Genomic DNA, 26,973 nt, shown 5'->3' on the forward strand with positions numbered 1-26,973 from the left:
AAGAGGTTGGATTTGAAATCCGACCTCTTTTATGCGCATTTGATCAAACGGTGCTGCTTATGGATTACCGGCAGAGAGCGTGTTTCTCCCTCGTCCGTCCTGCTTTGCAGCAGCTTTCGAAATTGCAGCACGCTTCGCTCTCTTGACAAGAGCATAAGGGGCCAACAGCAGATGCAACGGCCACCATGGTTCGCGTGGGTCGACAAGCCCTGTTAAAAAATGCAGATCTGTTTTGCCATTACCCTGCTCCGCCGGAAACGAGCGCAGTCCTCGAAGGCCGATGTTGAGGTTGTCCAGGGCATGAACCAGTGAATTGGCAGACTGATATGCGGCGGCGACTGCCGCACTATCCAAGCCGAGATGTTCAGCGAGCAAGCAGTTGCGCATATCCGTCAGCGCCTGCCGCTCTCTATCATCCCGCGTTTCGATTGCAACATCGAGTTCCGTATCAAGGCCGATCGAGCGGTGATTGAGGTTTGACGAGCCAACCCGGATAAATCGATCGTCGATCATGATTAGCTTGGCATGGACAAGCACTTCCTCATGACGTTTTTCCCTGCCGTCAGCCGGCACGATCGGATAGAGCGCACGGAATCGGCCAAAGCGATCTGCCTGTCTCAACTTCCGAATCATGCGATCTCGGTTTTCACCGAGCACTTTTCGCTCCAGATAGCCGTGGGAATTCAGCGTGGTGATCAAAACAATTTCAGGGCCATCCGGCTCTTGTAACCGCTTTGCCAACACATCCGCCACCTGTTTGGACGCGAAATACTGGCTTTCGATATAAATCAGCTTTCGTGCCCGCGCGAAACAATCGAGCGTCAACTGAGACGTCTCGCGCACGGATGCCCCGCGCCGGATCGCAGGTTCGGTCCGCGCAAACGCGACCTCGCAGTCGGAGAAAACGTGGCGAGCAAACTTTGGGAAGGAATGGGAGTAGCAACGCGGCCTCACCAAGTCCTCCCCTGTGGCTTGCCACCAGCGGCGTCTGGCGATTTCAGCGGCAACTTCTGCTGCTTCTCCATCCATTGCCATCTGCAAATCGTGAACGGGTTCGTACCGCTCGCCCTTAGGAGTCTGGCGCAGTGGATGGTCAGCGCGGTGCTCCGGCGTATCCCATCTTTTTGCAGTCAAATCGATGCCGCCAATAAAGGCGAGAGCATCATCGATTACGACCATCTTCTGATGATGCGACCCGCGAACGGCATGGCGGGTGTCGAGGCGGAGGTCAATCCGTGGATGGCTGCTGAGCTCGGTCTTGCCCAGCATGCGAAGGGATTTGCCGGAATAAATCGGACCCATCGCCCATACGAGAATATGAATTGAAAGACGGCTGTTATTTTCGACGAGAGACAACAGAAATTCCCCAAGCATCGGGGAAGAATGATCTTCAGGTGTCAGCCGGATATCCGGATTGAAATCCCAACCGATGATAAAAACCTGTTCCTGTGCCTGCCTCAAGGCGGTCGTCAGCGCAGCATAATAATTGGCGCCATCGATCAGAAAACCAGCGTTCGAAGCGACGCCCGATTTCCAGGCATTATGGCCAAGTCTGACAATAGAATCCGCCCCATTGCGATGACGACCGATAGCGGTTTCGAAATGTTGCATTGATGTCTGATCCCGGCTTGGATGATCGCGTTTCAGTTCCGCTCTACCTAGCCCCGCGTCTTGTCCCGATGTCTAAAACACCGGCCTGATTGAAGACGCAATGAACCCTTGGATTCGCGTATCACTTAACGATCCGCTGGTAAATTTGTTCCGCCCCTCCAGCTGTTTTAACTCAGCACTGACGCGGTGCAGGCCGTGTCGTTAATCACGGCTCGCACCGGTGCGGCTTTTCTCAAGTGCTTGCAGCATGGGATAGACGCTGAATTGGCCTTGCTCTGCTTTTTCAGTCAGTGTTCTGAGATATCCGCCTGCAGAACGGATGGTATCGGCACGTTCAAGCATTACGGCTATTGCGATGGCTGCCGCCTGGTCGCCCATTGCCTGCCGCGCCTTCAACCACGCGTCTGGGGAAACGCCGAGCATAGTGCGCACCACATCAGCCGCTCGCAAAATATCCTGCCACCCGCCAATGCCATCCTTCGCATAATCTGCGATCTGTGGGCAGAGCGACATAAACTTGGTGAGGCTAACTGCAACAGCACGCTTTTGCGTATCGGCCTCAGATGAGGCTGGCGCTGTTATATGTTCTTTGCCGTTTTTATCAGATTGTAGTTCTGTGTTTGAATTCTGATAGAGGCGCTCAGATCGGTCGTCATTGCCGCTCAATTCTTGTTCAGAAAGGCTTGAAAGATAAGCATTTTCTACTTCTGCCAGCATATGGTTAAGATTTAGTGCAAGGTCTTGCAGCTCCTGGCTCGGGATCTGACGGCCAGATGTCACACGAAGCGCTTGGTAGTCGAGAAGGTACGTGTCCCATTGTCCCGCGCGCTGCTCTTCGAGAGCAAGGGTAATGACCTTTGAAATATCACGCGAGAGCACGGTTATTTCGCCTCTCAGTGCACGGCTACGCTTGGCTTCGGCCCGTGCCTCTTCGGCGGCTGTGTAGATATCGTCGGCCTTCAAGGCAAACGGAGCGAGATCAAAGCCGAATGCGTCTTCGATCTCTCCACTTTCGGCTCTGCGGCAGTAGCGCTTACCATTTGCGCTGTCGCGCCGGAAAATCATACCCTTTTCGACAAGGCACGCGAGATGCCGCCGAATTGTTGCCGGCGCCATGCCGCGGGCTCTAAACGCAAGTTCTCGATTGGATGGAAAGACGATAATCGGCTGGCTGCCATCCAGTTCACGCTCAGTTGTGAAACTGACGAGGGCTTCAAGGACGCAGATGGTCCGGTCGCCCAACCCGTAGACGCTTCTGGCTTCCGTCAGCGCCCGCAGCAATTGCCACTTCTCGGCACGACCCGAACTGTTCGTTCCGTCGCCCTGCTGCAGTTCGGCCTGCCTTTGCCCTACCCGGGCCTGACGTGCCAGAACGCGGCCAGACATTCGTCCAGCGCCAAAGGGCGATGTTGCAATTCTTTCCATAGCGTTACGTCCCCTCTCAAGGAGACAAGTGACCCTATGGTAAAAGACAGCTGCGCTCTCCCGCAGACGCGAGAAGCTGAACACAGGATAGATGCTCTCAAAGCAAGACATCAGAGATGATCTCAACACAAGCGAACGCACGCAGATCTGCTGGCCGTGCGGATGGACCACGCGGCTGACAGATACGTCAATGCCAAGGATTTGAGGTCTCGGTTTGCCTAGCGAAAACCAAGAAATTCTCATCCATGGCAATTGCGTTGCCTATGGTCACCTTTTCAAAGGCAACAATTATCCTTCGCCAATTCATCGCTCTCGTTGAGTTTTGAAATAGCGTGAAATCTTGCTTCGCCACATGCCAGGAACACACCTGAACATATATCCTGGTCATGCTTTAGAGGGATTTGCTGTCGTTTAGCCATAACGGCACCACGGACCGGCTGATAAAAGCGCGGACCAAAGCACAAAAAAACGTTCACGATCGCAGGCATGCGGTCATGGGTTGACTTTTGAGCCCGAAAGTGATTCTCTTGGATTGCTACATAGAAGAGGGCTTCCGGAATGGCGACGTTTTGGGGGCCTTTTTTCTTGTCTCGATTGACGTCCTTCTCGTTAGAATTAACCTGCCAAGAGCAGGCATACATGGTCCCGCAAGCTGCGGAACTTTAAGCTTATGTCTTTCCGCCAGCCAAAAAGGCTGCGTAATCAGCGGCGAGCCTTGCCTCGAAATGATCGACAAACCCCGGATCTGCTTCAGCGAGAAACTCTACTCTGAGCCGGCGTCCCTGACGGTTGATCCGCGCGAACACCCGACCGTCCGGCCCGCGAATATCGTCCGGCTCTGGACGTTCGGCCGGTGCTTTGCCTGACAACCTGTCAAACAGCTTCTGGAAGCGGTCATCTGTTGCCGCCATGCGGAATTCCTGGCTTGCGATCAGACTTGCCGCTTTGCCCTGCCCTTGTTCACTGGACAGCAGCTGGCCAAGGGCCATCCACCGCTCGCGTCCAGCCTTCGGTGCTGGGCCGATGGCACGGGCAAAGCGGTCTGGAACGCTTTCTGCCACCTGGATCAGCCGGGACAATTCGCTTTTCTGAACGGAAAGGGCGTCACCGATAACTTTGCGATCAAAGCCGCGGTCAGCAAGGGCCTTGGCAAACAGAGCGCGCTCGATGAAGGTTAGATTGCGGCGCTCGGCATTTTCCTTGCCTTGCGCCAGCACCAGTTCGTCGTCGCTTAAGGGCCGGATGAGAGCTTTGACCGTGATCCCGAGCCGCTTGGCAGCGCTGAGACGCCGGTGGCCATAGGCCACCTGATAGCGATCTGCCTCAGTCGGATGACGACGCACCAGGATCGGAACCTGCTGGCCACTTTCTCGGACGCTGTCGACCAAAGCGAGGAAATCCGGATCGTCCCGTTCTTCATCGCTCAGACGGTCGGAGACGAAGGAGGCGTCGATCTTGTCGGTGGCGAGCGAAATTACGCGTTCGCCTTCGTCGATCGCCTGGCGCAACGCCCGTGCTTCCTCGGCCTCACGAGTGATGGAGGATAGGGTCAGGCCCATCGCCTTGATTGCGCCAGAGGCGGCGCGCTGGACAGGCGGCTGTGGCGGTGCGGCAACCGGCTTTTGCGTCTCTGCCGCAGGCTCAGATTCCGTTGGTGCGAGCGGTTGCGCAGAAGGCGCTTCTTCCGCTTCTGGTCGCGCGACTGATCCCGGATCGGAAAACAGAGCGCGCAATTCGCTTTTGCGGTTCTTTCCAATCATTCTTTTCGTCCCCACGCTGTGTGGATCAACTGTTCAATTTCTGCATTCACAGACTCGAGAGCCTCGATGGCGCGGTCATAAGTGCCGCGGCTGAAATTTTCGCGACCGACCTCATACAGCGTCTGCTTGGTGAGGCCCGCATCGGAGATCGCCGTCGATTTGACCATCGGTGAGGTCAGCACGCGTCCGCCAAAGAGGGAGCGCAAAAAGCCGACGATCTGCGCCTGCGGCCCATCGTTCGGCTCAAATCGCGTGACTAGGTAGCGCAGGAAGTCGAAATTCAGTGTGCCGCCCGCTTCGCGGACGACGCCGAGCAGGTCCGAGGTCATGAACAGGAACTGGCTCATCGAGGCAACATCGAGCATTTGCGGATGCACGGTGACGATGACTGATGTCGAAGCGCAGAGCGCCGATAGAGTGAGATAGCCGAGCTGCGGCGGGCAGTCGATGACGACCACATCGTAATCGTCGGCGACGCTGTGCAAGGCATCTTGGACCCGCGCGAAGAACAGGCTCTTTGCGTCGCCCGACTTGCGCTCGGCCAGTGCCCTTGGCGTCACATGTTCGAATTCCTGCAGTTCAAGATTGCCCGGCAGCAGGTCGAGATTGTGAAAATAGGTCTTGCGGATGATCTCGCGCAGCGGACGAACTTCGGCATCGTAGCGAATGGCGCCGTAGATCGTGTCATTACCGACGAGATCGAGTTCCGGCTGGTATCCGAACAAGGCAGAGAGCGACGCTTGTGGATCAAGATCGACAGCAAGTACCCGGTGGCCGGTCATAGCCAGATATTGGGCGAGGTGCACGGCAGACGTGGTCTTGCCGGAGCCGCCCTTGAAATTGGTGACAGAAATGATCTGCAAATGTTCGCCCCGTTCAGGGTCGCGCCACTTTACGTAAGAGCGCGCCTTGGCGACATTGCCTTTCTGTAGCGCCTGATCTGCAAGATAATGGCGCAGAGCATCGATGTCAGACAGAGAATAATAACGACGGCCGCCCGCGCCTACGACCGGTGCTGGGCCTTCGCCAGCCAAGGACAATTGCCTGAGATAGCCATCGGACACGCCGACAAGCCGGGCCGCCTCACCCGATGTGAAGGTGCGAAGAGATTTGGCGGATGCAGGTGCAAACAGCCGCTCGCGCATGGCTTTCAGCTGGGCCGAAAGGGCACGCGCATCTTCGGCAATGGTTTCATCGGCGGGGCGCAAAATCGTCTCCTGCTGTTCCGTTACCGTGTTGGGCGCGACCGCCATTCTCATTCTCCCGATAGTACCGCAGCTCTGCATCGAATGGTCGATGTGTCGCCACACCCACAAGCTCCGATCACTAGCCGGCAAACTGACTGATTCTCTCTCGACATGATATACGCGCAGAGGAAAAACTAACAGCATACACAGCTTGTAACGGCAGATGTAACGTTATCAAGCAATCTGACGTAAATTTGCCGCAGGTAGCGAGTCGCGTCAAGACGGCACGAAGACGCCTTTGCCGCATCGGAGAGCGGCAGCGCAGATCGTACGGCGGCAAATGAGGGAGCAGATGAGACCGGACGTTATGTAAGAGAAGCGACCGTTTCCGTCCCAATATAGCCTTCGCCGGCATTTTCCTTCAAATCGACGCCGGACAGCTTCAACCTAAGGGACTCGCGAACCAGCCAGGCGATTTTTTCGGCCGCGAGTTCGTAAGGGAGCCCGTCGTCGTGGATATTGGAAACGCAGTTGCGCTCACTATCGCGCCGCCCTTTGCGCGGCGCAAACGTGATATAGGCGCCAAGACTGTCGGGCACGCTGAGGCCCGGCCGCTCGCCAACGAGAACGATCGCGACTTGTGCCTGGAACGCGGCGGCCGCTTCGTCGCCAAAGGCTACGCGCGCTTGGCTACCGAGAATGACCGGCGCAATGGAAAAGCCACCGAGCCGACGTGCTGTGGCATGGTAGACTGCTGCGGCATGCCTTTGTACGGCGGCGGCCGATAGGCCATCGGCGATGACGAAGGCGACATCGTAGGCTTCTTGTCCCTGCGGCAGATCCTGATGATCAGGCGTGCGGCCGAGGTCGGGCCGGGTGAGATATGTGGCGCGGTCTTTTGCCAAGGAGCGCACAAGCACGGTTTTGGCTGGCGCCAGTTCGGCCGACAGGATATCGAAATCGACGTCGCCATGTACTGCATCCCTCGCCCTCGCATGAGCAAGTTGAAATTCCAGGACGGCAGCCGTCGGCAGGGCATCACCGGCTCGCCCGAGGCCAATGCGGGCACGGGTGGCGCTCCTGAAGCGGGCGAAGGGATCGAAATCGACGGGATTGCTCATGCCGATGCCTTGTACGAAAGAAGATTACGGGAAAACGCGTTGGACTGCGGCAGCGGCGCCAGCCGTCCAGAGCGGTCGATCATGCCCATGCGTTTCAGCCAAGCCTCGAATTCCGGTGCCGGTGGCCGGTTGAACTGATGACGGAGGCCGAGAATGTCGTGATAAGACAGGCTCTGATAGTTGAGCATGACGTCGTCGGCACCAGGGACCGCGATAAGGAAATTGACGCCGGCCACTGTAAGTAGCACCATGAGATTGTCCATGTCGTCCTGATCGGCTTCGGCATGGTTGGTGTAGCAAACATCTACGCCCATGGGCACGCCGAGCAGCTTGCCGCAGAAATGATCTTCCAGGCCTGCACGAATGATCTGTTTGGCGTCGTAAAGATATTCCGGGCCGATGAAGCCGACGACCGTATTTACCAACAATGGCTTGACGGCCCGCGCCACCGCGTAGGCACGCACCTCCAATGTTTGCTCATCGACGCCATGATGGGCATCGGCTGAAAGCGCACTGCCCTGCCCCGTTTCAAGATACATGACGTTGTCACCGACGGTGCCGCGCTTCAGAGACAGCGCGGCTTCACGACCCTCTCGCAGCATCGAAAGATTGACACCGAAGCCTTTATTGGCGCTTTCCGTGCCGGCCACGGACTGGAACACCAGGTCAAGCGGCGCCCCTGCTTCAATGGCCTGGATCGAGGTGGTGACGTGGGTGAGGACGCAGGATTGGGTCGGAATGTCGAACCGCTCCCGGAGCCTGTCGAAGAGATGCATCAGGCGAATGCAGGCGTCGAGATTGTCAGTGGCTGGGTTGATACCGATCACAGCGTCGCCGACGCCGTAAAGCAGCCCGTCAAGCGTCGACCCTGCAACGCCTTCAGGATCGTCGGTCGGATGGTTGGGCTGCAGCCGGCTGGAGAGCCGGCCGGAAAGGCCGATGGTCGAGCGAAACGCAGTCACGATGCTGCATTTAGCGGCAACCGTGATCAAATCGTGATTACGCATCAGCTTGGACACTGCAGCAACCATTTCCGGTGTCAGACCGGGTGCGAGAGCCGCCAGGACTTCCGTGGTCGCTTCGTAGGACAGCAGCCAGTCGCGGAATTGCCCGACCGTCATATGCGAAACCGGAGCAAAGGCCTGTGCATCGTGGCTATCGATGATCAGCCGGGTCACCTCGTCCACTTCATACGGAATGAGCACATCCTCTAGAAAGGTCTTGAGCGGCAGATCGGCGAGAACGTAGCGCGCGGCAACGCGGCGCTCGTTGCTGCTGGCGGCGATACCGGCCAATTGATCGCCCGATTTCGGCGGCGAGGCGCAAGCCATCAGGCTCTTGAGATCCTCGAAGACATGGCGCTCGCGCCCCAAAAGGATCGAATAGGATGCCATCGTCGCTCTCCTCTCACATGGTGCGGCGCCAAGGCGCTTATCCCGGCCCGAACGTTCCCCGCTTTTCATCTATTTTAACACGGTCGCAGGTTTGAACCTACGTCAAATGCGACGAAGCAAAGCGCATGCCAACGCTCCTTTGGAATGCGGTGCGCCCAGTTTTCATGAATGCGGACGGAACTCTCGGCGCAACGTTCGGTTCGGAGATCGACATCATGATCAAAAGGAGACCGTTATGAAGAAGTTTATCCTCGCAGCCGTATTCGCAGCAGTCGCAGCAGCCGCTTCGACGGCGTTTGCACAGACAGTGACGGAAAAGACCGGCGTCAATTCCGCGTTGGGCGTAGCTCCGAAAACGGCTGACTTCGTCAAGGAAGCCGCAAGCAGCGACATGTTCGAAATTGAATCGAGCAAGCTCGCCATGCAGCGCTCTGACGATGCCACAAAGGCATTCGCCCAACAAATGATGACTGATCACCAGAAGACCTCGGCAGAGTTGAAGGGTTTCGTGACGAGCGGTAAGGTCAAGGCAAAGATCCCCACCACGATGGCAGCGCCTTACAAGAAGATGCTGACGAAGCTGAGCAGCTTGCAGGGTGCAGACTTCACCAAGCAGTATCATTCCGACCAGGAAAAGGTTCACAAGGACGCTGTTGATCTCTTCCAGCGCTACGGCGACAAGGGTGATAACGCGCAGCTGAAGGCCTGGGCCGCGACAACTCGGCCTGCCCTCGAGCATCATTTGCAGATGGCAAAAGATCTGAATAAGTAAAGCCAAGATGAAGCAGATATCGCATTTGCGGCGTTGTGGTCGCAAATGCGATTTCTCTGTCGGCGTGCTGTCGCAAGACAAACATAACCACCGTCGAGCAAGACAAGACCAAGCGCAGACCGTGAAAAGGGAGCGAGGCAACCGGCCTACCTCCCTTTTTTAGTGCCCAGATTAGCGTGACACCCGCTGATGGAGTGCCGATACTAAAAATATTTTTGATTGTTGGTGTCGCTCGGCCTCCATTTTCGTGACGACGGTGTTGGCAAAATGACTTACATAGTATCGAAAATTTACGTGTGCTGCGCAATAAATGACAAGCCAGTTGAGTAAGTTAGAGAATAGATGGAGGAATCCGAAATAATATTAAAAACATATATTCATAAGTCGTTAACCATTGCGTTGAAAGCGCCTCAATCCGAAGCATTTTAGGAAATTTTTGATAAATTAAGCCGTAGTTTCTCATCGCTCCGATCTGGAGCCTCCGCACATGAAGTTGTGGTGCAATGAAAAATGAGGAATGCGCACATGAAGTGCTTTTCGTTGCCCGCGATCATTGCGGGCGCCGTCGGACTGTTTCTGATTTGGCTCCCAATGAGCCTTCAGGCTCAGCTGGTTCTGAGCCTTACGATCTTGGGCATCATGCTTGCCCTCATGATCAGACCCGATATCAAGACCTTTCGTCAGATTATTTTCGTTTGCGCTACAGTTCTTGCCATGCGTTATGCTTTCTGGCGAACCACGCAGACTTTGCCTGACATCTCAGAGCCGATCAATTTTATCCCCGGCTTCATCCTTTATATTGCCGAGATGTTTTCGTTGCTGATGATGGCGGTTAGCTTCTTCATCGTGGCGGATCCATTGAAGCGAGCCCGCCCCGCCATTCTCGCTGACGCGGAATGCCCGACGGTGGATGTCTTCGTTCCCAGTTACAACGAGGATCCCGAACTGCTGGCCTTGACGCTGGCGGCCGCGAGATCGATGAACTACCCGCAGGATAAACTGACCGTTTACCTGCTCGATGACGGCGGGACGGACGCCAAGTGCAGTCACAAGGACCCGCGCGTTGCCGTGCAGGCGATGAAGCGCCGCGAGCAGTTGAAGGCGCTCTGCGCAGCGCTTGGGGTCAAATACCACGCCCGGCGTGAAAACTCCCATGCCAAGGCAGGCAATCTGAATGCCGGGCTTGAGGTTTCGACAGGGGAACTCGTGGTCGTCTTCGATGCCGACCACGCGCCAGTGCGCGAATTCCTGCACGAGACAGTTGGCTACTTCACGGCTGATGAAAAGCTATTCCTCGTCCAGACCCCGCATATGTTTCTCAATCCGGACCCGCTCGAGAAAAACCTCGAGACATTCGCGCGGATGCCCTCGGAAAACGAGATGTTCTATTCTGTCGTTCAATGCGGTCTCGACAAGTGGGATGCCTCGTTCTTCTGCGGCTCGGCGGCAGTTCTGCGCCGAACGGCTTTGAAGGAAACAGACGGCTTCTCCGGCCAGTCCATCACCGAGGATTGCGAAACCGCGCTGTCGCTGCACAGCCGTGGCTGGCACAGTGTCTATGTCGACCGTCCGCTGATCGCTGGGTTGCAGCCTGAAACCTTCGTGTCCTTCATTGGCCAGCGCGCCCGCTGGTGCCAGGGCATGTTGCAGATCCTCATTCTCAACCGGCCTTTCCTGGCACGCGGCCTGACCATGGGCCAGCGCATCTGCTACGCCGGCACCAATCTGTTCTGGCTGTTTCCTGTCACGCGGCTGATCTTCATGTTCGCGCCGCTCCTCTACATCTTCTTCTCGCTTGAAATCTTTCAGGCCAATATTCTGGAATTTGCCTGCTACACGGCAATGTATCTGGTCTCTTCCTTTGCCATGCAGAGCTACCTCTATGGCAGGGTGCGCTGGCCCTGGGTTTCCGAACTCTACGAATATGTTCAGTCGGTGATGTTGCTCGGCTCGATCATCAGCGTGATCCGCAATCCGCGCAAACCGACATTCAACGTCACCGCCAAGGGCCAGACGCTGGAGGAAAGCCGGCTATCTCCCCTCGCCCGGCCCTATTTCGTGATCTTCGCCGTTCTGCTCGGCAGTGGTCTTTATGCTATCTGGCGCTATCTCACCGAGCCGATGTCATCGGAACTGCTGCTGATTGTTGCCGGCTGGAATTTCATCAATGTCGGCATCGCTGCCGCAGCCCTCGGTGTCGTATCCGAACGGCGCGAACGCCGCCGCAACCACCGCCTCCAGGTGCGCCGTCACGCGCTGATGCGGATCGCTGGTAAACTCTACTCGATCCTCATCGAAGACGCCTCGAGCGGTGGCATCGCGGTTCAGTTCATGGAAGGCGATCCGGGCCTCGACAAGGTTGACGGCGCTGTCGGCACGGTCGAGCTGCGCCGGGCCGGCATTGCCCGGAGTTTCCAGGTCGTGCATCGCAGTATCAGCGATCGCGACGACGGCAAGTCCTTCGGGTTTGCCTATGCGGAGCGCACGCCTGAAACCTTCCTGGCAATTGCTGACCTGATGTTCTCGGAGCAGTCTACCTTGCAGGACCGGCTGACCCGGCGCCAGAAACGCCAAGGCTATTTGCAGGCCTCACTCGCCTTCTTTGTCTGGGTATTTGCAGGCATGTTGCGGTTTTTCCAGTACACCGGCGGCCTCGTCAGCGAGCAGAAGGAGAAATCTTTCGACGACGCGCCCATGATGATCGACATGACCAGCGACGGCGGCGAAGTCCGGGAAAATCAACCCGACATGTCAGCATTGATGGGGGAGCGGACCTATGCTTAAGCACCGTCTTCTCGCCGCAAGAAGCAGCGTTACGTTGACCGCGTTGGCTGCGGCGCTGCTTTTACCCTACATTGCCAAAGCCACCGACCTGTCGTTGTTTCCGCGCGACGCTGCCTCTGTTCAAGCCACGGCAGGCTCGCTTGTCGGCAAGCCTGCTTCGTCCCAAGTTGCGGCGAAAGCGCTGATCCCGTTCAACCAGTCGGGGGACGAGCAGCAATTGGTCGGTGAGGACGATAGCCGGATCCTCTCCTTCTATCTCGGGGCGGACGCCGCCCGCGCCGGCGGCACCTTGCGGCTCGCTTACGTCAATGCTGCAGCCGTCTTGCCTGACGATGCCGTGATAGATGTGGAGGTCAACGGTCACTCTCAGGGGTCCTTCCCGATCCGCGGCCCGAATGGAATGGTAACGGAAAATCTGGCCATCGCTGCCCGCGATCTTGTTGCCGGAGAAAACACCGTCCGGGTGCGGGCACGCCAGCATCACCGCGTCGATTGCTCATTGAAAGCCGTCTATGAGCTTTGGACACGTCTCGATCCAGCCTTGAGCGGGTTCATCACCGATCGGCTCCTGCCGGCGAACGATGTGGCTTCGCTGCTGGCGGTTGGGCGCAATGGCGAGGGTAGCACCGATATCCGGCTGATTGCGCCGTCGCGGGAAGCGCTGACGCTGGTGCGCGATGCGCTGCCGACAATCCAGACCCTGGCACTGCTGCTCGGCCGAACGGACATCAAGGTGTCGATTGCCGAAGAGGCGACGGGGGGCCCCGGTATCGACCTCTATTTCGGCGATCCGCGCTCTTATCCTGAAACCGATTCCGGTAAGCAGGTCCTGGCCGCCGCCCCGCCCGGCTTTTCCGTTCGCCAAAATGGCAGCCCGGATCAGCTGACAGTTACCATGCGTGGAAATAGCCCTGCGCAGCTTGAAAGCCTTTTGCTCGCAGCCGTGAACGGATCTCTGAAGCCGCTGATCGATATGCGCAAGGTCACCGAGGCAGAGCGCCACATCACCGGTGACCGCGCCGGCCGTTATCCGCTGTCGAAAACGGGCTATAGGACCGCGCAGTTTGCAGGGCGCCTGTTCCAGACCACCTTCAAGCTGGACATGCCGGCAGATTTCTATCCCGGTGACTACGGCCGGATCGATCTGAAGCTGGATGCCGCAACAGCACCCGGATTGGCCGACGATGCGCAACTGCTGATCCGCGTTAATCAGAAGGCGGTCACTAGCCATGCGCTCTATTCGCCGGAGGGGGCGACGTTCAAAGGCAAGATGATCGAGATGCCGCTTCGCGCCTTTCACCCCGGCAGCAACGAAATCGAAATCCTGGCGGAACTGCCCATCGCCGCAGACGCCAAATGCGATCCTGCCAGCCGGGACGAGAGCCGGCCGCGTTTTCTTCTGCTTGACAGTACGGAGGTCGTCGTCCCCGAGGTCGCGCATATCGGCAGAATGCCCGATCTTGCTGCTTTCGCTGGTGACGCCTACCCTTTCACCAAGGGCAATGCTCTCGAGCTTTATGTCGCAACGGGTGACGACGCCACGCTTGGTGCGGCCATGACGATGATGGCGCGCCTTGCCCAGGCGGCCAAAGCGCCCATCGGGGTGACACTGAAACTCGGCAATCCCGATGATGCCGATGACAGCAATGCGCTGATCTTCAAAACCCACGGCGCGCAACTTGCCATGGCAAAGCCTGGCCAGAGCAAGGACGTCGACAACCTGACGACAGGAGGTATCAACACCCCAGCCTCGACGTCAGGCGAAATCGTCAATCATTCCGACGCCTTGCTCAACGCCTTCAAGGCCAGCACGGCCTTGGACGAGGATAGCCTGTCCTGGCGCTCCCGGGCGGTGTCGACCTTCTTTTCGACCTTCGGTGGTATCAGGCGTTGGCTGACCTATCTCAGCCCGGTGCCGTCAAATGTCACTGTGGAGCGAACGGATGTCCTGATGGAGATGGCGCAAACCAAGGCGCCGGGCGGTCACGCGGTCTGGACGACCCTGAGCGCTGAGACCAGCCAGGATCTGGAGACAGGCATCCGCGCCATCACGTCTGCCGACAATTGGAACGCTCTCAACGGCGCCCGTGGCCTGGTGCGCAAGTCCGATTTCGGCCTCGTCACCGTTGCCCCGGCTGATTACAGCTTTTTCCCGCTGGAAGACACCAGTCTGTCCAACCTGCGGCGGCTGGCGGCGGCATGGCTGTCCGACAATTTCAAGATCTATGTCCTTGCCGTCGTGCTGTGCATCGGTGCCTTCGGATGGTGGCTGGGCAATCTGGTTCCCCGCAAGGGTGTGAGGACGGACGTATGAGCCACGTAATAAAATTCTCTCTTGGCCTTTTGGCCGGGGCCGTCGCGCTGACAGCACTGTCGGCCAATGCCGAGCAGCATGCGCCACGACCGCGCATTGCAGCCCAGGCGCAAGCAGTGGAAGAGGCACCCGATGCCGTCGAGCTCGCCGGTCTCTATTATTTCGCAAAACAGGGCCAGATGGATAGGGTCTCCTCCGAAACCCGGCGGCTGCAGCTGAAATATCCGAATTTCATCCAACCGGACGATCTCTTCAACCGTGATGAGACCCCCAAAATCGATGAGGGTTCGCTTTGGGCGCTCTATGAAAAGGATGATTACGCCGGTATAGAAGCCGAAATCAGCCGTCTGGCTGCGGCCACTCCGGGCTGGGAACCGAGCGACGATTTCCAGGAAAAGCTCCAGCGCCGCAAGCTCCGCTTCGACCTGACTGAGTCTTTTAAGGCTCAGGACTGGCCGAAAGTGATTGCCGCCGGTGCCGCAATCGATCCGAAGACGGAGCCGGATATCGACCTGCTTTGGATGTTGATCGACGCCTACCGTGCCAATGGCATGTCCGATGCCGTCGTCCCCGTCTATCGCGGCATCTTGCTGCGCCAGGGCGATGACAGGCCGAGCGATGACGCGATCCTGATCACGCTGCAAAAGGCGATGGATGATTTTCCGGTCGATGAATTGCGCCTCACCATCGCCAAGTTTGCCACGGACCCGGCTCTTGGCGACAAGCTGCACGCCCTCCACATCGATCTGATGCGCCGGGAAATCCGCGATTATGTCGCTGATGACAATCCGCAAAAAGCGCCGAGCCAGACGGCGATCGATGCCTTGCGCCGCGAAGCGGCGACAGCGGCAAGTCCGAAGGATCTTGCGCTGGTGGGCTGGTACAGTCTGAAGACCGGCAAGCCGGTCGAGGCTGAAACCTGGTTCAGACAAATCGTCAAGGTTGGCGACGATCCCGAAGGCATCAAGGGGCTGTTCCTAAGCCTCAAGAAGCAGAAAAAGGATCAGGACGCCTATCTGTTTGCGACCGGAAAAATCGATGCCATGGTCAATGATAGCCCGTTCCTCGTCGAGGCACTGTCTTGGCCTTTTGCATCTGACGCGACCGGCGACATCGATCCGGCTGTGGTCAAAGCCTATTCGGCGGCAATCCAACGGACTCTCAATGCCGACCATGCCGAAGAACTGGCCTGGCATGCCTTTAACACGAAGCAATATGAGGCAGCCCAGGCCTGGTTTGCCAAGGCCTTTGAATGGAAGCCGGCGTCTGCCAGCCTGAAAGGCCTGGTTCTGACCGCGCTTCGCAAAGAGGATAAAGCCGGCCTCGAAAGGCTGAAAGCCAGCTATGCCACGGCCTATCCGGATGCATTCGCCGATCTGAAGGCAATCGCTGCTGTGCAGAAGGGCAAGGCCGGGCGTGACGTCGCGCCGCCGGCCCATGACGTCGAGCCGAGCTATCTCACAAGCTTCAAGCAGAAGCGCTACGGCGCCTGCCTTGCCGATTTGCGGTCGCTTGAAGCGCGGGGCGCGCTCTCCAAGGATGCTTTGCTGATCCGGGGATGGTGCCAGTACCAGCTCGGCCATTTCGTCGAGGCGAGAGCCGCCTTTACTGCAGCCCTCGAAGCGGGTGCCAATAGCGGCGACGATGCGGCTTACGGCCTGGCGCTGACGCTGTTGCGCAGCAATCTGGCTGATGACGCTGATCAGCTGATTGGCCGCTACCGCCTCAATCAGGCCCATGATCGGGAAATCCGCGGTGAGATCTATTGGCAGCGAGCTCGGGCGGCCTTCGATCGCAAAGCCTATCAGGAGACGCTTGATGCCCTCAACATCCGCATGCAGCTGATACCGGAGCCGGCGAACCTCAGCCAGATGCGTGCCTGGGCGCATTATCACCTCGGGCATTTTGCGCAGTCCCGCGCGATTTTTGCCCAACTCAATCAAACCACCAGCGATCCCGGCAATATGCGAGGCATCGCCGCTATCGATAACAGGTTTGGAGACCGCTGATGAAATTTCTATCCAATCTGCTCCTCCTGCCGCTGATGTTGGCCTCGGGCTGCACCGTTGCCGACGACCCTTTCCTCACTGCATCGACCGGGAAGCCGAAGTATGGACAAGCGTCGGCCCACGAAATTCCGCAGGCTATGGCACTCGCGTCCATTCCGGCGCTTGCTGCGAAGGTTGCCAGCACCCGCGAGACGGAGAAAGACGATGCCCTTGTACAAAGGGTCCTCTATCGCAACGGCAGCGACATCGCGGGCGAGAATGCCCTGACGCTGGAAACCGGGAAGCCTGGGAATATTCGCTTCCGCCATGGCCCAACAGTCGCCCAATTGGCGAGAGAACTGCGCGCGGCGTTCCCGGACGTTGTCATGCAGCCACTTCCTGCAAATCGGGCCAATGCTTACGGTCCCTATGGTCTGGCGATGGGCCGGTCGAGCGGCGGCAGTCGCTGTGTCTTCGCGTGGCAATTGATCCCGGCGAATGCGCAGGACCCGAAACCACATATTCTGCGTCTGCGTTACTGCGACCCGCAGATGAATGAAACAGTCTTGTCTTCATTGATGGATGGTCTGATCCTGCGGCAAAGCGCGGCTGCAGTCAGCTATAGCTACGCACCACCGGTCAATGGCTATGCCTCCGCCCAATCATCGCCGATGATCCAAGCGCCAATGAACCAAGCGGCTATCAACCAAGCGCAGGTGGCAGCTCAAGATGCCGACGCAGCGCCCGAGCAGCTGAAGCCGAAACTGGCCATCAAACACCGCGTAATTGCCGCAGCCAAGCCCGCAACGCCGCCAGCTAAGCAAGTGGCGACAGGGCCAATCATTCCACTGCCCGACTGACTTGGTTCAATAGCCTGTCATTTCCAGATAACCGGTGCCGGATTGGCTTCCGGAAAAGCGGATCGGCCCTTCCCAGTAGGAAAAGGTCATCGGCATCCAGCTTTGCGGATTGAGCGGTGTCGTCTTGATCGATAGGCCTTTGGCCGGTAGGTCCAGTTGCCACTCGACAGGCAAGGACCTTCCAGCGAACTGCGCCTGTTTAAGCGGGGTAAGCTTCAGGGCACCCGGCGGCATCGGTTCCGGCTTTCCGTCGGGTGTGATCCAGGTCGAGACCGTGTAGTCATCGGCCTTGCCGCGCAGGTGATAGCCCATCAGCTTGGCGCCGTCATCGAAATGCAGCGAAAACCAGTCCCAACCCTTCTGCTCGGCGGAAAGCGGTTGCGATGACCATTCGCGGTCGAGCCATGCCTTGCCGGTGACGCTAACGTCGCCGGACGGCAAATGCAGCACGCCGTCGACTGTGTAGAAAGGCTGCGAATAGTAGTAACTCGCCTGTCCTTCTGCCGATTTGACCGAATAGCCATTATCCCCCTGCGGCACCAACGGGCCGGTGGCTTTAAGGCCGAGATCATAGCCGAAATCGCTGCCATGGGCTCGAACCGCCAGATCAGCCATTGCATCTTTTGACGGATCGGCTGGCCCCTCCGCCGTCAATCCCCAGTCATCGATCCAGGCCTTGAAGGGCGCGAGGGTCACACCGGCTTGGCCAATACCGCCACGCGCAAATTTTTCGGCGGTATATTGATGCTCCGACGTTGTCAGCGCCGCATGCGCCATCCAGATTTGCGGGCTGTCCCAGCCCTTCACATCGCCGGGGGCAAGCGCCGAGCGAAATAGCGTCCACTGAATGCCATAGTCCCTGCCATCGCTACCCCTGAGATTGGCGGTCACATACCACCATTCAATCCGGTAATCGGGGTGAGGTCCGTGATCCTGCGGAAAGGAAAGAGCCCTGCCCGGCTGCGGCAGCGCAAAGCCTTGATCAGCCTTGGTGCCGAGACCGGCAAAGCCCTGTGCCATAACCGATTGGGTTGTGAAAACCAGCATGAGCACAATCAGGCAGAAACGGCGGATGTCAGCGCTCATTGGCAAACACTTTCAACAGATCCGTGGGCTTCAGCCGGGCGATACTGGCCAGCGGTATCAAGGCGGCAACGAACGCGGCGAGCACTGCAAAGCCGGCAAGCGACAGCCATTGCCACGGAAACACATGCATGGGCAGACGCCAGCCGAACGCTTCGACATTGACGACGGCGAGCAGCACCCAGGCGAGACCAAGCCCAACCGGCAGGGCCGCAACAAGGGTAAAGGTGGCAAGCACCATGGTGCGGAGTAGTTCCAGTCCCGTCAGCGCAGAGCGGGTCAGCCCCATGGCCCATAACGGCGCTATTTGCGGGAGGCGCATGCCTGACAGGGTGAGAAGGCTGGCAAACATCGCAATACCGGCGACGCCTAGCGTCAAGACATTCAGCGAAGCCGTCACGGCAAAGGTCTTTTCGAAGATCGCCAGCGAGCGGGTTTTGATGCTGGCCTGGTCCAGCACATTCTCTGCCGGCAAGCCGAAGTCTGTCACCAGCGCTTCTCGCAGGGCCGGCACCTCGCTTGGCGCCACCCGAAGCCCGAAACGCAAGCGCGACAGGTCGGTGAAATGGCGCACGAGGTCTGCTTGCGGCACCATGACATCTCCGGTCGGATTACCGTAGTCGGAATAGACCCCGAGGATCCTGGTTTTCCAGCCGCCCGGAAGCGTCAGCGGCGCGCCTGGTGTCAGCCCATCGCGGCGCATCATCTGTTCATTGATGATCACACCCTCGCCGCGCGCCATCTTGTCCCACACATCAGGCATAGCCGAAATCATCGGCCAATGATCGCGGTAAGTGGCGTCGTCAACAACGCCGTGGATGGTGGCGGGCCGTCCGTCGACATCGCCTTGCACCGTCCAGAGCGGTAAAATGGCGCGCACGCGTGGCGCCAGCCAAGTCTGCAAATGCTCGGCTTCTTGATCGTTGCGGGCTGTAACATAGAGTTCGGCGGCCAGTCGCTGGTCAAGCCAGCCAACAAAGGTCAACCGGAAGCTTGAGACCATGGTTCCGACGCCAATATTGGCCGAAAGCGCCAGCAGCAGCGCCATCAAGGCGAGCGACAGGCTCGGCAATTGCTGGCGGGTATCGGCGAAAAACCATTGCTGGATCGGGCCGCGCGCCGCCCGTTCCGCCAACCGTAGCAGCGGCACAAGCACGACCGGCAGGGCAAGCGCAGAGGCAAGCAGCAGCGCGCCGAGCATGGCAAAACCGGCAACCAGTCCCTTGCCGAAGGCCATCAGCGCGATGGTCGCGCAAAACAGCATAGCCGAAGCCAAGGCTTGAAACAGCCATGCCCGCTCCGAGGCCATGGCCCAAGCCCTTGGCTGCGCTGGTGCAAGCAGCGGCATGCGCCACACCTGCCAAAGGCTGTGTGCAGCCGAAGCCAAAGTGCCGAAAACAGCGATAGCAATGCCGGTTGCCCACCATTGCGGTCGAAACGCGAGCACACCGGGCACATCGGCCCCGTAAAGACCTCGCAGCGTCAGCGCCACATCTGGCAACAAAGCGGAGGCGACGAGATAGCCGAGCCCCACACCGGCAATTCCGGCGATGAGTGCGAAGACAACTAGCTCCAGAAACAGCAATCCCATCAAGGCTTGGGCCGAGAGCCCGAGGGAACGCAGCGTGCGAAATGTTGCCCGGCGCTGTTCGAAGGCAAGACGGACGGCGGCGTAGACGATGAATAGCCCGACGACAAAAGACAGCAAACCGAAGGCGGTCAGATTGAGGTGAAAGCTGTCGGTGAGCCTTGCCAGATCGCCCTCGCCGTCCGGCAGCTTCAAGCGCAGATCGGGTGCAAACTTCGCCAGCTGATCCTGGGTCACGGGGTGATCAGGCGAGACGATCATCCGGCTCACCGTGTCCTTGATGTTCAAAAGTGCTTGCGCCCGTGCGATATCGATAAAGCCTGTCGCAAAAGGCAGGTCTTTTACAACGATCAGCGGCGGCAGGGCCTGGCCCTGCAAGGCCTGAGCCGTCGCTTCCGACACAGCAAGTTGGCCGGGCGGCAGAAGGAACCGGCTGATGCTTCCATCCCCACGCAGATCGACCGGCTGTGCTGCGGCCGGCAGCGTCAGGGGATCTATGCCGACAATGCGTAGACGCAGGGTTCCTACACGCATTTCGCCTTCAAGGACGGGAGAGACTGTCCAACCGGCGCGCCGCAGCTTGATATACGTTGTCAATGGGATCGGTGATCCGTCACGGCTGACGATTTCGGTGAGCTGGTTTTGGCCCAGCATCGCCGCCGCCCGAGCGTAAGAGGCTCGCGCTTCGGCGTTGATCGCCTGAACGCCAGACCAAAGCGCCGTCGCCAGCGATAAGCCAAGCAGGAGCATAGCCAATTGCAATGGTCTGCGGCGCCAATGGGACAGAAGAGCAAGAAATGCAGTCTTCAACATCAGGCGACCCGCCCGGCGCGCAAATGCAGCCGCTGATCCAGCATGTCGGCCAGACGCGGTGAGTGGGTGACCATCAGCAGCGCAGCACCGGTATCGCGCACCAATGACAGCATCAGCGCCATGACTGCGTCGCCTGTCGCCTCGTCGAGGTTGCCGGTCGGCTCGTCCGCAAGAACCAGCTTCGGGCGGACTGCAAGCGTGCGGCCGATCGCGACGCGCTGCTGCTGGCCGCCGGAGAGCTGCTCGGGATAGCGGTTCAGCAGGGCGCCCAGCCCCAGTCGCTCGGTCAATTCTGCTTGCCATGCGGTATCATAGCGTTCGGCCAGTTTTGCATGAAAAGCAAGGTTGGCGCGGACATCGAGGGAGGGAATGAGATTGAACTGCTGGAAAATTAGCCCGACGCTGCCGCGCCGCAGACGCGCCCTACCCTTATCGTCGAGATGGGCGAGATCTTCTCCTGCAACATGAACAACGCCTGAGTCGGCGCTGTCGAGGCCGCCGGCCAGATGCAGAAGCGTACTTTTGCCACTGCCGGATTCGCCGGTCAGCGCCATGGTTTGCTGTGGCGCCAGCGTTAGGCTGACACCTTTGAGAACCTCGAGCGGACCTTCCGATGTGCGATAAACCTTCGTCACCGCGTCGAGTACCAGCACCATCGAAATCCTGCCCCTGCTTCTCGGCCCAAATCATCCGCTATGCGCACACATATGGTCTTATGGCAGGCGCGGGAAAGGCTTGCTCAGAAATTTTGATCCCAGCAGTCCGAAACGCCATGGCTGGTCGACCGCTTTGGTAATGCCAATACGGGGTCCGGAGACAATGCTCTGTAAGCCGCTCGCGGAGGTCAGTTCAAAGGGAGGAACGTTTACGGCCAAGCCGTTATGGCTGAGGTCTACACCCAATGCCTGGGCGAGACGGCCGGGGCCGGAACAGAGCAACCGCGCATCTACCGCGCCGCGCCGGGCCTGCATGCGCTCAAGCCCCCGGGTCGGCGCCAGCGCACGGATCAACACGGCGCTACCGGATCGGCAGACAATGTTAAGGCACCAGTGAATGCCATAGGAGCGGTAGACATAGACATGACCGGCGGGGCCAAACATAGCGCTGTTGCGCTGAGTAGGGCCACGGAAGCTATGGGAGGCGGGATCGTCAGGCTCGTAGGCTTCGGTTTCGACGATCACACCGCCTACGCCATCAAGATACAGTCCGACGCCGATCAGTTCCTCGGCAATATCAACAGCAGATCTCGCAAAGTCCATGAGCGGGATCTTACACAGCTGTCAGGCAAATTCGACACCTATCTCGGAGATTTTTCGCCAGCGCACGACGCAGTGAACTTTCTTACCGCCATCCAGCAGCAGGTCGAACTCATCGGGAAGTTCCAAAAAGTTATCGCCGGTCAGCTTGGCGCCTGAGGCAGAAATGTTTTTGACTATGCAGTTAAAGGTCGAAAAGCCGCTCTTCAAGATGATGCGTGCTGCTTTCAACGTACGCATACGTTGATCCTTACGGTTGTTCTCCATCTCTGACCCCCGTGTCTCTCGCCTCGGCAGTATTGCGCAGCTGGTCATTTGTGATGATGGCTGCTTGATTTGGATTATCGCAGCAAGGTCGTAAATATTTCGTCCATTTGAGATGCCATGACTTTAGGGCTTATCTGATCAAGCAACCGATCCATTGCTTTGCGTGCCCGTATCCAGTCGCTGCCACCATGGGTCGAGCGCGCACGCGCGAGTGTTTCGACGATCTCCGCCTCATGAAAACCTTTGACAAGGTAAGGATAATCCTCACCAAGCAGATCGATGGCGTCGTCCTGCGCGTCGTTAACCAGAACATTTGCCCCACAGGCGGCCGCAATCACACCTTTGGTGAAGGGCTTGAACCGCTTGTCATCCGCAGAGGTCTTCAGGGCGCGAATACAGTAGTGAAGGCTGTAGTCGCCCATCCGTTCCAGGGTGGAGTTCATGGAGCTGCTGACCGCAGCATCGTGAAAATCGACCGCCTGCTCGATTTGCGGTGTGCGGATCGTGTTCGGCATATAGCCGAAATAACCGGCCCGGTAATGATCCTGATTGCGGTTGCGAAGGCCATAGACGCGTTCATCCGCACCATGCAGCAAAAGCTTCACCTCGCCTCGTGCTTCAGGCATCGAAGCAAGCTGGGCACGCATAGCTTCGCGCGCCCTGAAGGAACTTGCCAGATGAATGTCCACATTCTTTGCGACCATGCTGTCCAGCGGAAGATCGACATAGTCGAAGCAAATTCCGCGGCTGCGGCTGTGAAGGATCTCAAGCGCTGCCGCACCAATCGACATGGCTGCGCGCTTGGTAAAAACGTAGATCGCGTCCTTCGGCTGAAGGCTGGCCCAGATCATCTGCAAACCCGGAATCCGCCGGTTGGGCAGGGCTGCCATATTGAACCTGTATTTATCGCCGATATAGGGCTGAGCCAGCCGAGCCAACTGGAACGACCGCATCGTCGTGCTGCCGAATTTCAATGACGATCGGCGGTATATGAACCTTATAGGGTAGACCATATCAAGCCCGCCGCCTCGTCTGATCATACGCTCTATTCATGCAGAGCACTCCAGCCTGTCGTTCATCGATAGGAACTGACGCTCATAGCTCTCATAGTCGGCTGACGGTAAGCTGAATGACGCAGTTGTTGATAGGCTGACACTATGATTATGGCGAGAAACTGTCCAAACGGCGAGCAGTACGACGTAATTAACAATTACATCCCGCGCTCATGCCGTTTCAGCAGACAGTGCAACCTGAGAGAGTTTATATAGATCGAAGCAGAATTTGATGGGTTTAAAGGCCGAGGGCATCCTTGAGCGCCAAGCCTTCGCGAACCCGCAAATCGAGATCCGCCTCGATATGGTCGATGTGATGCAGCATCAGGGTGCTCGCCTTCGCGGCATCCCGCTGCTCCAGGGCCGCAAGGATATCCGTATGCTCAGAATGACCGCAACTGGAAATGCCGGAGCCGCCGTAGAGCGCAATGACCAGTGAGGACCTTGCCACCAACTCATCCATGAATTTCTGCAGGATGGCGTTGCCGGCGACCTTGGCCAGCATCAGATGAAAATCTCCCGATGCCTTGATTTCGGCACGCCGCGCAGCGGCCCCGCGCTGGTGCAGATGGTGCTGTTCGTCTTCTAGCTGCTTGCGGAAGGCTATCAGATCCTCATCTGTCAACCGTTCTACCGCCGCTGTAACGATGCCCGGCTCGATCATACGACGACAGGCGAAGACTTGTACGGCTTCTTCTGGGGTCGGATTGGATACAAAAGCACCCCTATTTCGTTCCGTCTTTATCAAGCCTTCGAATGCAAGCATTTGTAACGCGCTGCGGACCACCGTTCTGCTGACATCGAAAAGCAGTCCGACTTCAGCCTCAGAAAGCTTCGTTCCAGGGGTCAAACGGCGGTCGATAATGGCATTACGCAGCGATTCCCGGATGGTGAAGGCGCGATCCTCCAGATTTTGTTCTTGGAAATGGAGTCTCTCATCAAGCTTCATAACGTCACCCGTGCTGATGCATCTGTTGTACATCGAACCGCCGGAGACGGAAAGATGCCGATTGCAGACAAGCCGAAAAAGCGATTGCGTACAATTTCGCCATGAGCCGCAGACAATCGCTCGAATTTTGCGCAACTTTGCTTTCAGTCGATATCCCAACGGTCGCAGATTGAAGATCACTCTAGGAAAAACAAGGGTTTGAAAGGCACCGAGAAATCTGGCACGCGAGATGCATGGTGGAAAGCGGTCATTAAGGGATCGCAGCATGAGCCAAGCCGCCGCCATAGACATCGCCGCCGTAACCAAGGTCTACGGACAAACAACCGCCGTCCATAGCATCAGCCTGAAAATCCCGGCTGGAACCTATTGTTGCCTTCTCGGCCCTTCCGGCTGCGGCAAGACTTCGACGTTGCGAATGATTGCCGGCCACGAGAGCGTAACGACTGGCGACATTCTGCTTGGCAACACTAACATTACCGATCTTGCACCAGCCGCGCGCGGCACGGCAATGATGTTCCAGTCCTATGCACTGTTCCCGCATCTCGATCTCGTCGAAAACGTCGCCTTCAGCCTGAAGATGAAGGGGGTCGACAAGACGCTCCGGCGTGCGAAGGCGATGGAGATGCTGGAACTGATGCAGCTGCAGGCCTATGCCGACCGGCGGCCGGCCCAGCTTTCCGGTGGGCAGCAGCAGCGTGTGGCGCTGGCCAGAGCGCTGATTACCGACCCGGAAGCATTGCTGCTCGACGAGCCGCTTTCAGCGCTCGATCCATTCCTGAAAATCCGCATGCGGGCTGAACTGAAGAAGCTGCAGACATCGCTCGGGATCACCTTCGTGCATGTCACGCACAGCCAGGAAGAGGCAATGGCGCTGGCCGACCTGATCGTCATCATGAATGACGGTCGCATCGAACAGGCTGCCGATCCTCGCACGGTGTTTGAGCGACCGGCGACGGCCTTCGTTGCCCGCTTCATGGGAGATCACAATGTAATTTCCGGGCGCGTCACTGCGATCTCAGGTGAAACTGCCGTCATTTCTGTCGCCGGCGGAGCAGACTTTGCAGCGACCGGCAAGGCTGAGATGGGCTCGCCGGCCGACATGGCCGTCCGGACCGACCATGTCCGGATCGGCGAAAGCACGGTTCCAGGCTTCGGCTTTACCGGGTCCGTTACCAATGTCGAATATCGCGGCTCCACCATCAAGCTGATGCTGAGTGGAGCCGGCATCGAAGATTTCACCGCCATCCTAACCGATACCGCTTTCTACGCTCGGCCAGTCAAGGTCGGCGAAGCCATTCCCGTCTGCTGGGATGCCAATGATGCCATCATTCTTGGCAAAGCGGCGAAATAACCACCACCACAAAAAAACCAGAGGAGAACGTTTATGAGCAACACCAAGCAGCCGAAATCCGGCCTGACACGCCGGTCGCTGTTGAAGACGGGCGCTGCCGCTGCCGGTCTGGCCGCCGGTTCGGGCGCGATCACCGGCTTCCCGACCATCTGGGCGCAGACCAAGATCACGCTTCGCCAGTTCGGCACGGGCGTGTCGAACATCAACGCCATTGCCGAAAAGTGCAAGGCCGACCTCGGTATCACGCTCGAAATGACGGCGACGGATTCCGATGCCGCCGCTCAGCGCGCAGTCACCCAGCCGAACTCCTATGACATTGCCGATGTCGAATACTGGATCGCCAAGAAGGTCTTCCCGGCAGGCGTCTTGCAGCCGATGGAGGTCAAGAAGCTCAAGTATTACGACAAGATCGTTCCGCTGTTCATCGACGGCAAGCTGAAGTCAGACAGCACCATTGCCCAGGGCACCGCTCCACACACCGTCGGCTTCGTCGAAAAGCCGGGCGCCAAGACCTTTGCCAAGGCACCGACCGAGTGGATGACCATGGTGCCGACAATCTACAATGCCGATACGCTTGGCATCCGTCCTGATCTCGTCGGTCGCGACATCACCAGCTGGGCCGATATCATGGATCCGGCCTTCAAGGGCAAGACCTCGATCCTGAATATTCCGTCGATCGGCATCATGGATGCCGCGATGATCATGGAAGCCATGGGCAAGATTAAGTATGCCGACAAGGGCAACATGACCAAGGCCGAAATCGACAAGACGATCGATTTCATGATCAAGGCGAAGCAAGACGGCCAGTTCCGCGCCTTCTGGAAGAGCTTCGACGAGAGCGTCAACCTGATGGCATCAGGTGAAGTTGTTATCCAGTCAATGTGGTCGCCGGCCGTTGCCTCCGTGCGCGCCAAGGGCATTGCCTGCAAATATCAGCCGCTGAAGGAAGGCTATCGCGCCTGGGGCGGCGGTCTCGGCCTCGCATCGCATCTCAAGGGTGCCCAGCTCGACGCAGCCTACGAGTATATCAACTGGTATACATCCGGTTGGGTCGGCGGCTACCTCAACCGTCAGGGCTACTATTCAGCCTGCATGGAAACCGCGAAGAATTTCATGTCGGCTGACGAATGGGGCTACTGGATCGAAGGCAAGCCAGCCCAGGGAGATATCCTGTCACCCGAAGGCAAGGTGATGGAAAAGGCCGGTGCCGTGCGCGACGGCGGCTCCTTCGAAGAGCGCATGGGCAAAGTCGCTTGCTGGAACTCCGTCATGGACGAAGACCGTTACATGGTTCGCCGCTGGAACGAGTTCATCGCTGCCTGACACCAAAGGGCTTGAAATCTCTCTCGCCCCGGTCACCGGGGCGAGAAACCCGGCGCCTGTGCGCTGCTCGGATGA

At 58.1% G+C, this 26,973-nt stretch carries 20 protein-coding genes; 7 read left to right on the plus strand and 13 right to left on the minus strand.

Annotation, left to right across the window (positions count from 1 at the left end):
• Positions 1 to 57: 57 nt before the first annotated feature.
• The 6 genes from BJF91_RS04020 to BJF91_RS04050 form a co-directional block, all read right to left on the minus strand.
• Positions 58 to 1,611: a phospholipase D-like domain-containing protein gene (locus BJF91_RS04020; RefSeq protein WP_075613195.1), complete on the minus strand. Its 1,554-nt coding sequence runs from the start codon at positions 1,609 to 1,611 to the stop codon at positions 58 to 60.
• Between the two features lie 201 nt (positions 1,612 to 1,812).
• Entirely contained in the window at positions 1,813 to 3,036 is a 1,224-nt protein-coding gene (gene repC, locus BJF91_RS04025) for a plasmid replication protein RepC (protein WP_075613196.1), read from the minus strand.
• A gap of 668 nt (positions 3,037 to 3,704) precedes the next feature.
• Positions 3,705 to 4,796 carry a plasmid partitioning protein RepB gene (repB, locus tag BJF91_RS04035; protein ID WP_075613198.1) on the minus strand — a complete coding sequence of 364 codons (1,092 nt, stop codon included), beginning with the start codon at positions 4,794 to 4,796 and terminating at the stop codon, positions 3,705 to 3,707.
• A complete protein-coding gene (gene repA, locus BJF91_RS04040) occupies positions 4,793 to 6,055 on the minus strand; it encodes a plasmid partitioning protein RepA (protein WP_075613199.1) in 1,263 nt (420 codons plus the stop codon). The genes repB and repA overlap by 4 nt, the downstream gene beginning before the upstream one ends.
• 293 nt (positions 6,056 to 6,348) lie before the next feature.
• The gene (gene eutC / locus BJF91_RS04045; protein WP_075613200.1) at positions 6,349 to 7,104 is read right to left on the minus strand and encodes an ethanolamine ammonia-lyase subunit EutC; all 756 of its coding nucleotides are present in this window, start codon (positions 7,102 to 7,104) and stop codon (positions 6,349 to 6,351) included.
• The gene (locus tag BJF91_RS04050; protein ID WP_075613201.1) at positions 7,101 to 8,498 is read right to left on the minus strand and encodes an ethanolamine ammonia-lyase subunit EutB; all 1,398 of its coding nucleotides are present in this window, start codon (positions 8,496 to 8,498) and stop codon (positions 7,101 to 7,103) included. Before BJF91_RS04050 ends, eutC begins: the two co-directional genes overlap by 4 nt.
• Positions 8,499 to 8,733: 235 nt before the next feature.
• Here BJF91_RS04050 and BJF91_RS04055 point away from each other — a divergent pair, with 235 nt between their 5' ends.
• The 5 genes from BJF91_RS04055 (at position 8,734) to bcsN (ending at position 17,216) form a co-directional block, all read left to right on the plus strand.
• Positions 8,734 to 9,270 (plus strand): DUF4142 domain-containing protein, encoded by a 537-nt coding sequence (locus BJF91_RS04055; protein ID WP_075613202.1) that lies wholly within the window; start codon positions 8,734 to 8,736, stop codon positions 9,268 to 9,270.
• A 525-nt stretch (positions 9,271 to 9,795) separates the two neighbouring features.
• Positions 9,796 to 12,054, plus strand: a complete 2,259-nt coding sequence (gene bcsA, locus BJF91_RS04060) for a UDP-forming cellulose synthase catalytic subunit (protein ID WP_075613203.1) — start codon at positions 9,796 to 9,798, stop codon at positions 12,052 to 12,054.
• A complete protein-coding gene (locus BJF91_RS04065; RefSeq protein WP_083943123.1) occupies positions 12,047 to 14,368 on the plus strand; it encodes a cellulose biosynthesis cyclic di-GMP-binding regulatory protein BcsB in 2,322 nt (773 codons plus the stop codon). The genes bcsA and BJF91_RS04065 overlap by 8 nt, the downstream gene beginning before the upstream one ends.
• Positions 14,365 to 16,377, plus strand: coding sequence for a tetratricopeptide repeat protein (locus tag BJF91_RS04070; RefSeq protein ID WP_075613205.1), 2,013 nt, complete (start codon positions 14,365 to 14,367; stop codon positions 16,375 to 16,377). Before BJF91_RS04065 ends, BJF91_RS04070 begins: the two co-directional genes overlap by 4 nt.
• Positions 16,377 to 17,216, plus strand: a complete 840-nt coding sequence (gene bcsN, locus BJF91_RS04075) for a cellulose biosynthesis protein BcsN (protein ID WP_075613206.1) — start codon at positions 16,377 to 16,379, stop codon at positions 17,214 to 17,216. Before BJF91_RS04070 ends, bcsN begins: the two co-directional genes overlap by 1 nt.
• Positions 17,217 to 17,222: 6 nt before the next feature.
• On the opposite strand, the gene BJF91_RS04080 is transcribed toward bcsN, so the two are convergent.
• The 7 genes from BJF91_RS04080 to BJF91_RS04110 all read right to left on the minus strand — a co-directional run bounded on the left by BJF91_RS04080 (position 17,223) and on the right by BJF91_RS04110 (position 24,224).
• Positions 17,223 to 18,302, minus strand: a complete 1,080-nt coding sequence (locus BJF91_RS04080) for a lipocalin-like domain-containing protein (RefSeq protein ID WP_083943125.1) — start codon at positions 18,300 to 18,302, stop codon at positions 17,223 to 17,225.
• Positions 18,292 to 20,700, minus strand: a complete 2,409-nt coding sequence (locus BJF91_RS04085) for an FtsX-like permease family protein (RefSeq protein ID WP_075613208.1) — start codon at positions 20,698 to 20,700, stop codon at positions 18,292 to 18,294. Before BJF91_RS04085 ends, BJF91_RS04080 begins: the two co-directional genes overlap by 11 nt.
• Positions 20,700 to 21,356 carry an ABC transporter ATP-binding protein gene (locus BJF91_RS04090; RefSeq protein ID WP_075613209.1) on the minus strand — a complete coding sequence of 219 codons (657 nt, stop codon included), beginning with the start codon at positions 21,354 to 21,356 and terminating at the stop codon, positions 20,700 to 20,702. Before BJF91_RS04090 ends, BJF91_RS04085 begins: the two co-directional genes overlap by 1 nt.
• Positions 21,357 to 21,413: 57 nt before the next feature.
• Complete coding sequence (locus BJF91_RS04095; RefSeq protein WP_075613210.1) at positions 21,414 to 21,959, minus strand: DNA-3-methyladenine glycosylase; 546 nt, start codon at positions 21,957 to 21,959, stop codon at positions 21,414 to 21,416.
• A gap of 21 nt (positions 21,960 to 21,980) precedes the next feature.
• Positions 21,981 to 22,271: a PilZ domain-containing protein gene (locus tag BJF91_RS04100; RefSeq protein ID WP_083943127.1), complete on the minus strand. Its 291-nt coding sequence runs from the start codon at positions 22,269 to 22,271 to the stop codon at positions 21,981 to 21,983.
• A gap of 26 nt (positions 22,272 to 22,297) precedes the next feature.
• Positions 22,298 to 23,176: a hypothetical protein gene (locus tag BJF91_RS04105; protein WP_075613212.1), complete on the minus strand. Its 879-nt coding sequence runs from the start codon at positions 23,174 to 23,176 to the stop codon at positions 22,298 to 22,300.
• 337 nt (positions 23,177 to 23,513) lie between these two features.
• Entirely contained in the window at positions 23,514 to 24,224 is a 711-nt protein-coding gene (locus BJF91_RS04110; protein WP_075613213.1) for a GntR family transcriptional regulator, read from the minus strand.
• Between the two features lie 265 nt (positions 24,225 to 24,489).
• On the opposite strand from BJF91_RS04110, the gene BJF91_RS04115 reads away from it, so the two are divergent.
• Together BJF91_RS04115 and BJF91_RS04120 are read left to right on the plus strand one after the other, a co-directional pair.
• Complete coding sequence (locus BJF91_RS04115; protein WP_075613214.1) at positions 24,490 to 25,575, plus strand: ABC transporter ATP-binding protein; 1,086 nt, start codon at positions 24,490 to 24,492, stop codon at positions 25,573 to 25,575.
• Positions 25,576 to 25,608: 33 nt separating this feature from the next.
• The gene (locus BJF91_RS04120; protein ID WP_075613215.1) at positions 25,609 to 26,898 is read left to right on the plus strand and encodes an ABC transporter substrate-binding protein; all 1,290 of its coding nucleotides are present in this window, start codon (positions 25,609 to 25,611) and stop codon (positions 26,896 to 26,898) included.
• The last annotated feature ends 75 nt before the right edge of the window (positions 26,899 to 26,973 follow it).

Source organism: Gillisella taibaishanensis (assembly GCF_001938985.1).
GTDB lineage: Bacteria > Pseudomonadota > Alphaproteobacteria > Rhizobiales > Rhizobiaceae > Allorhizobium > Allorhizobium taibaishanense.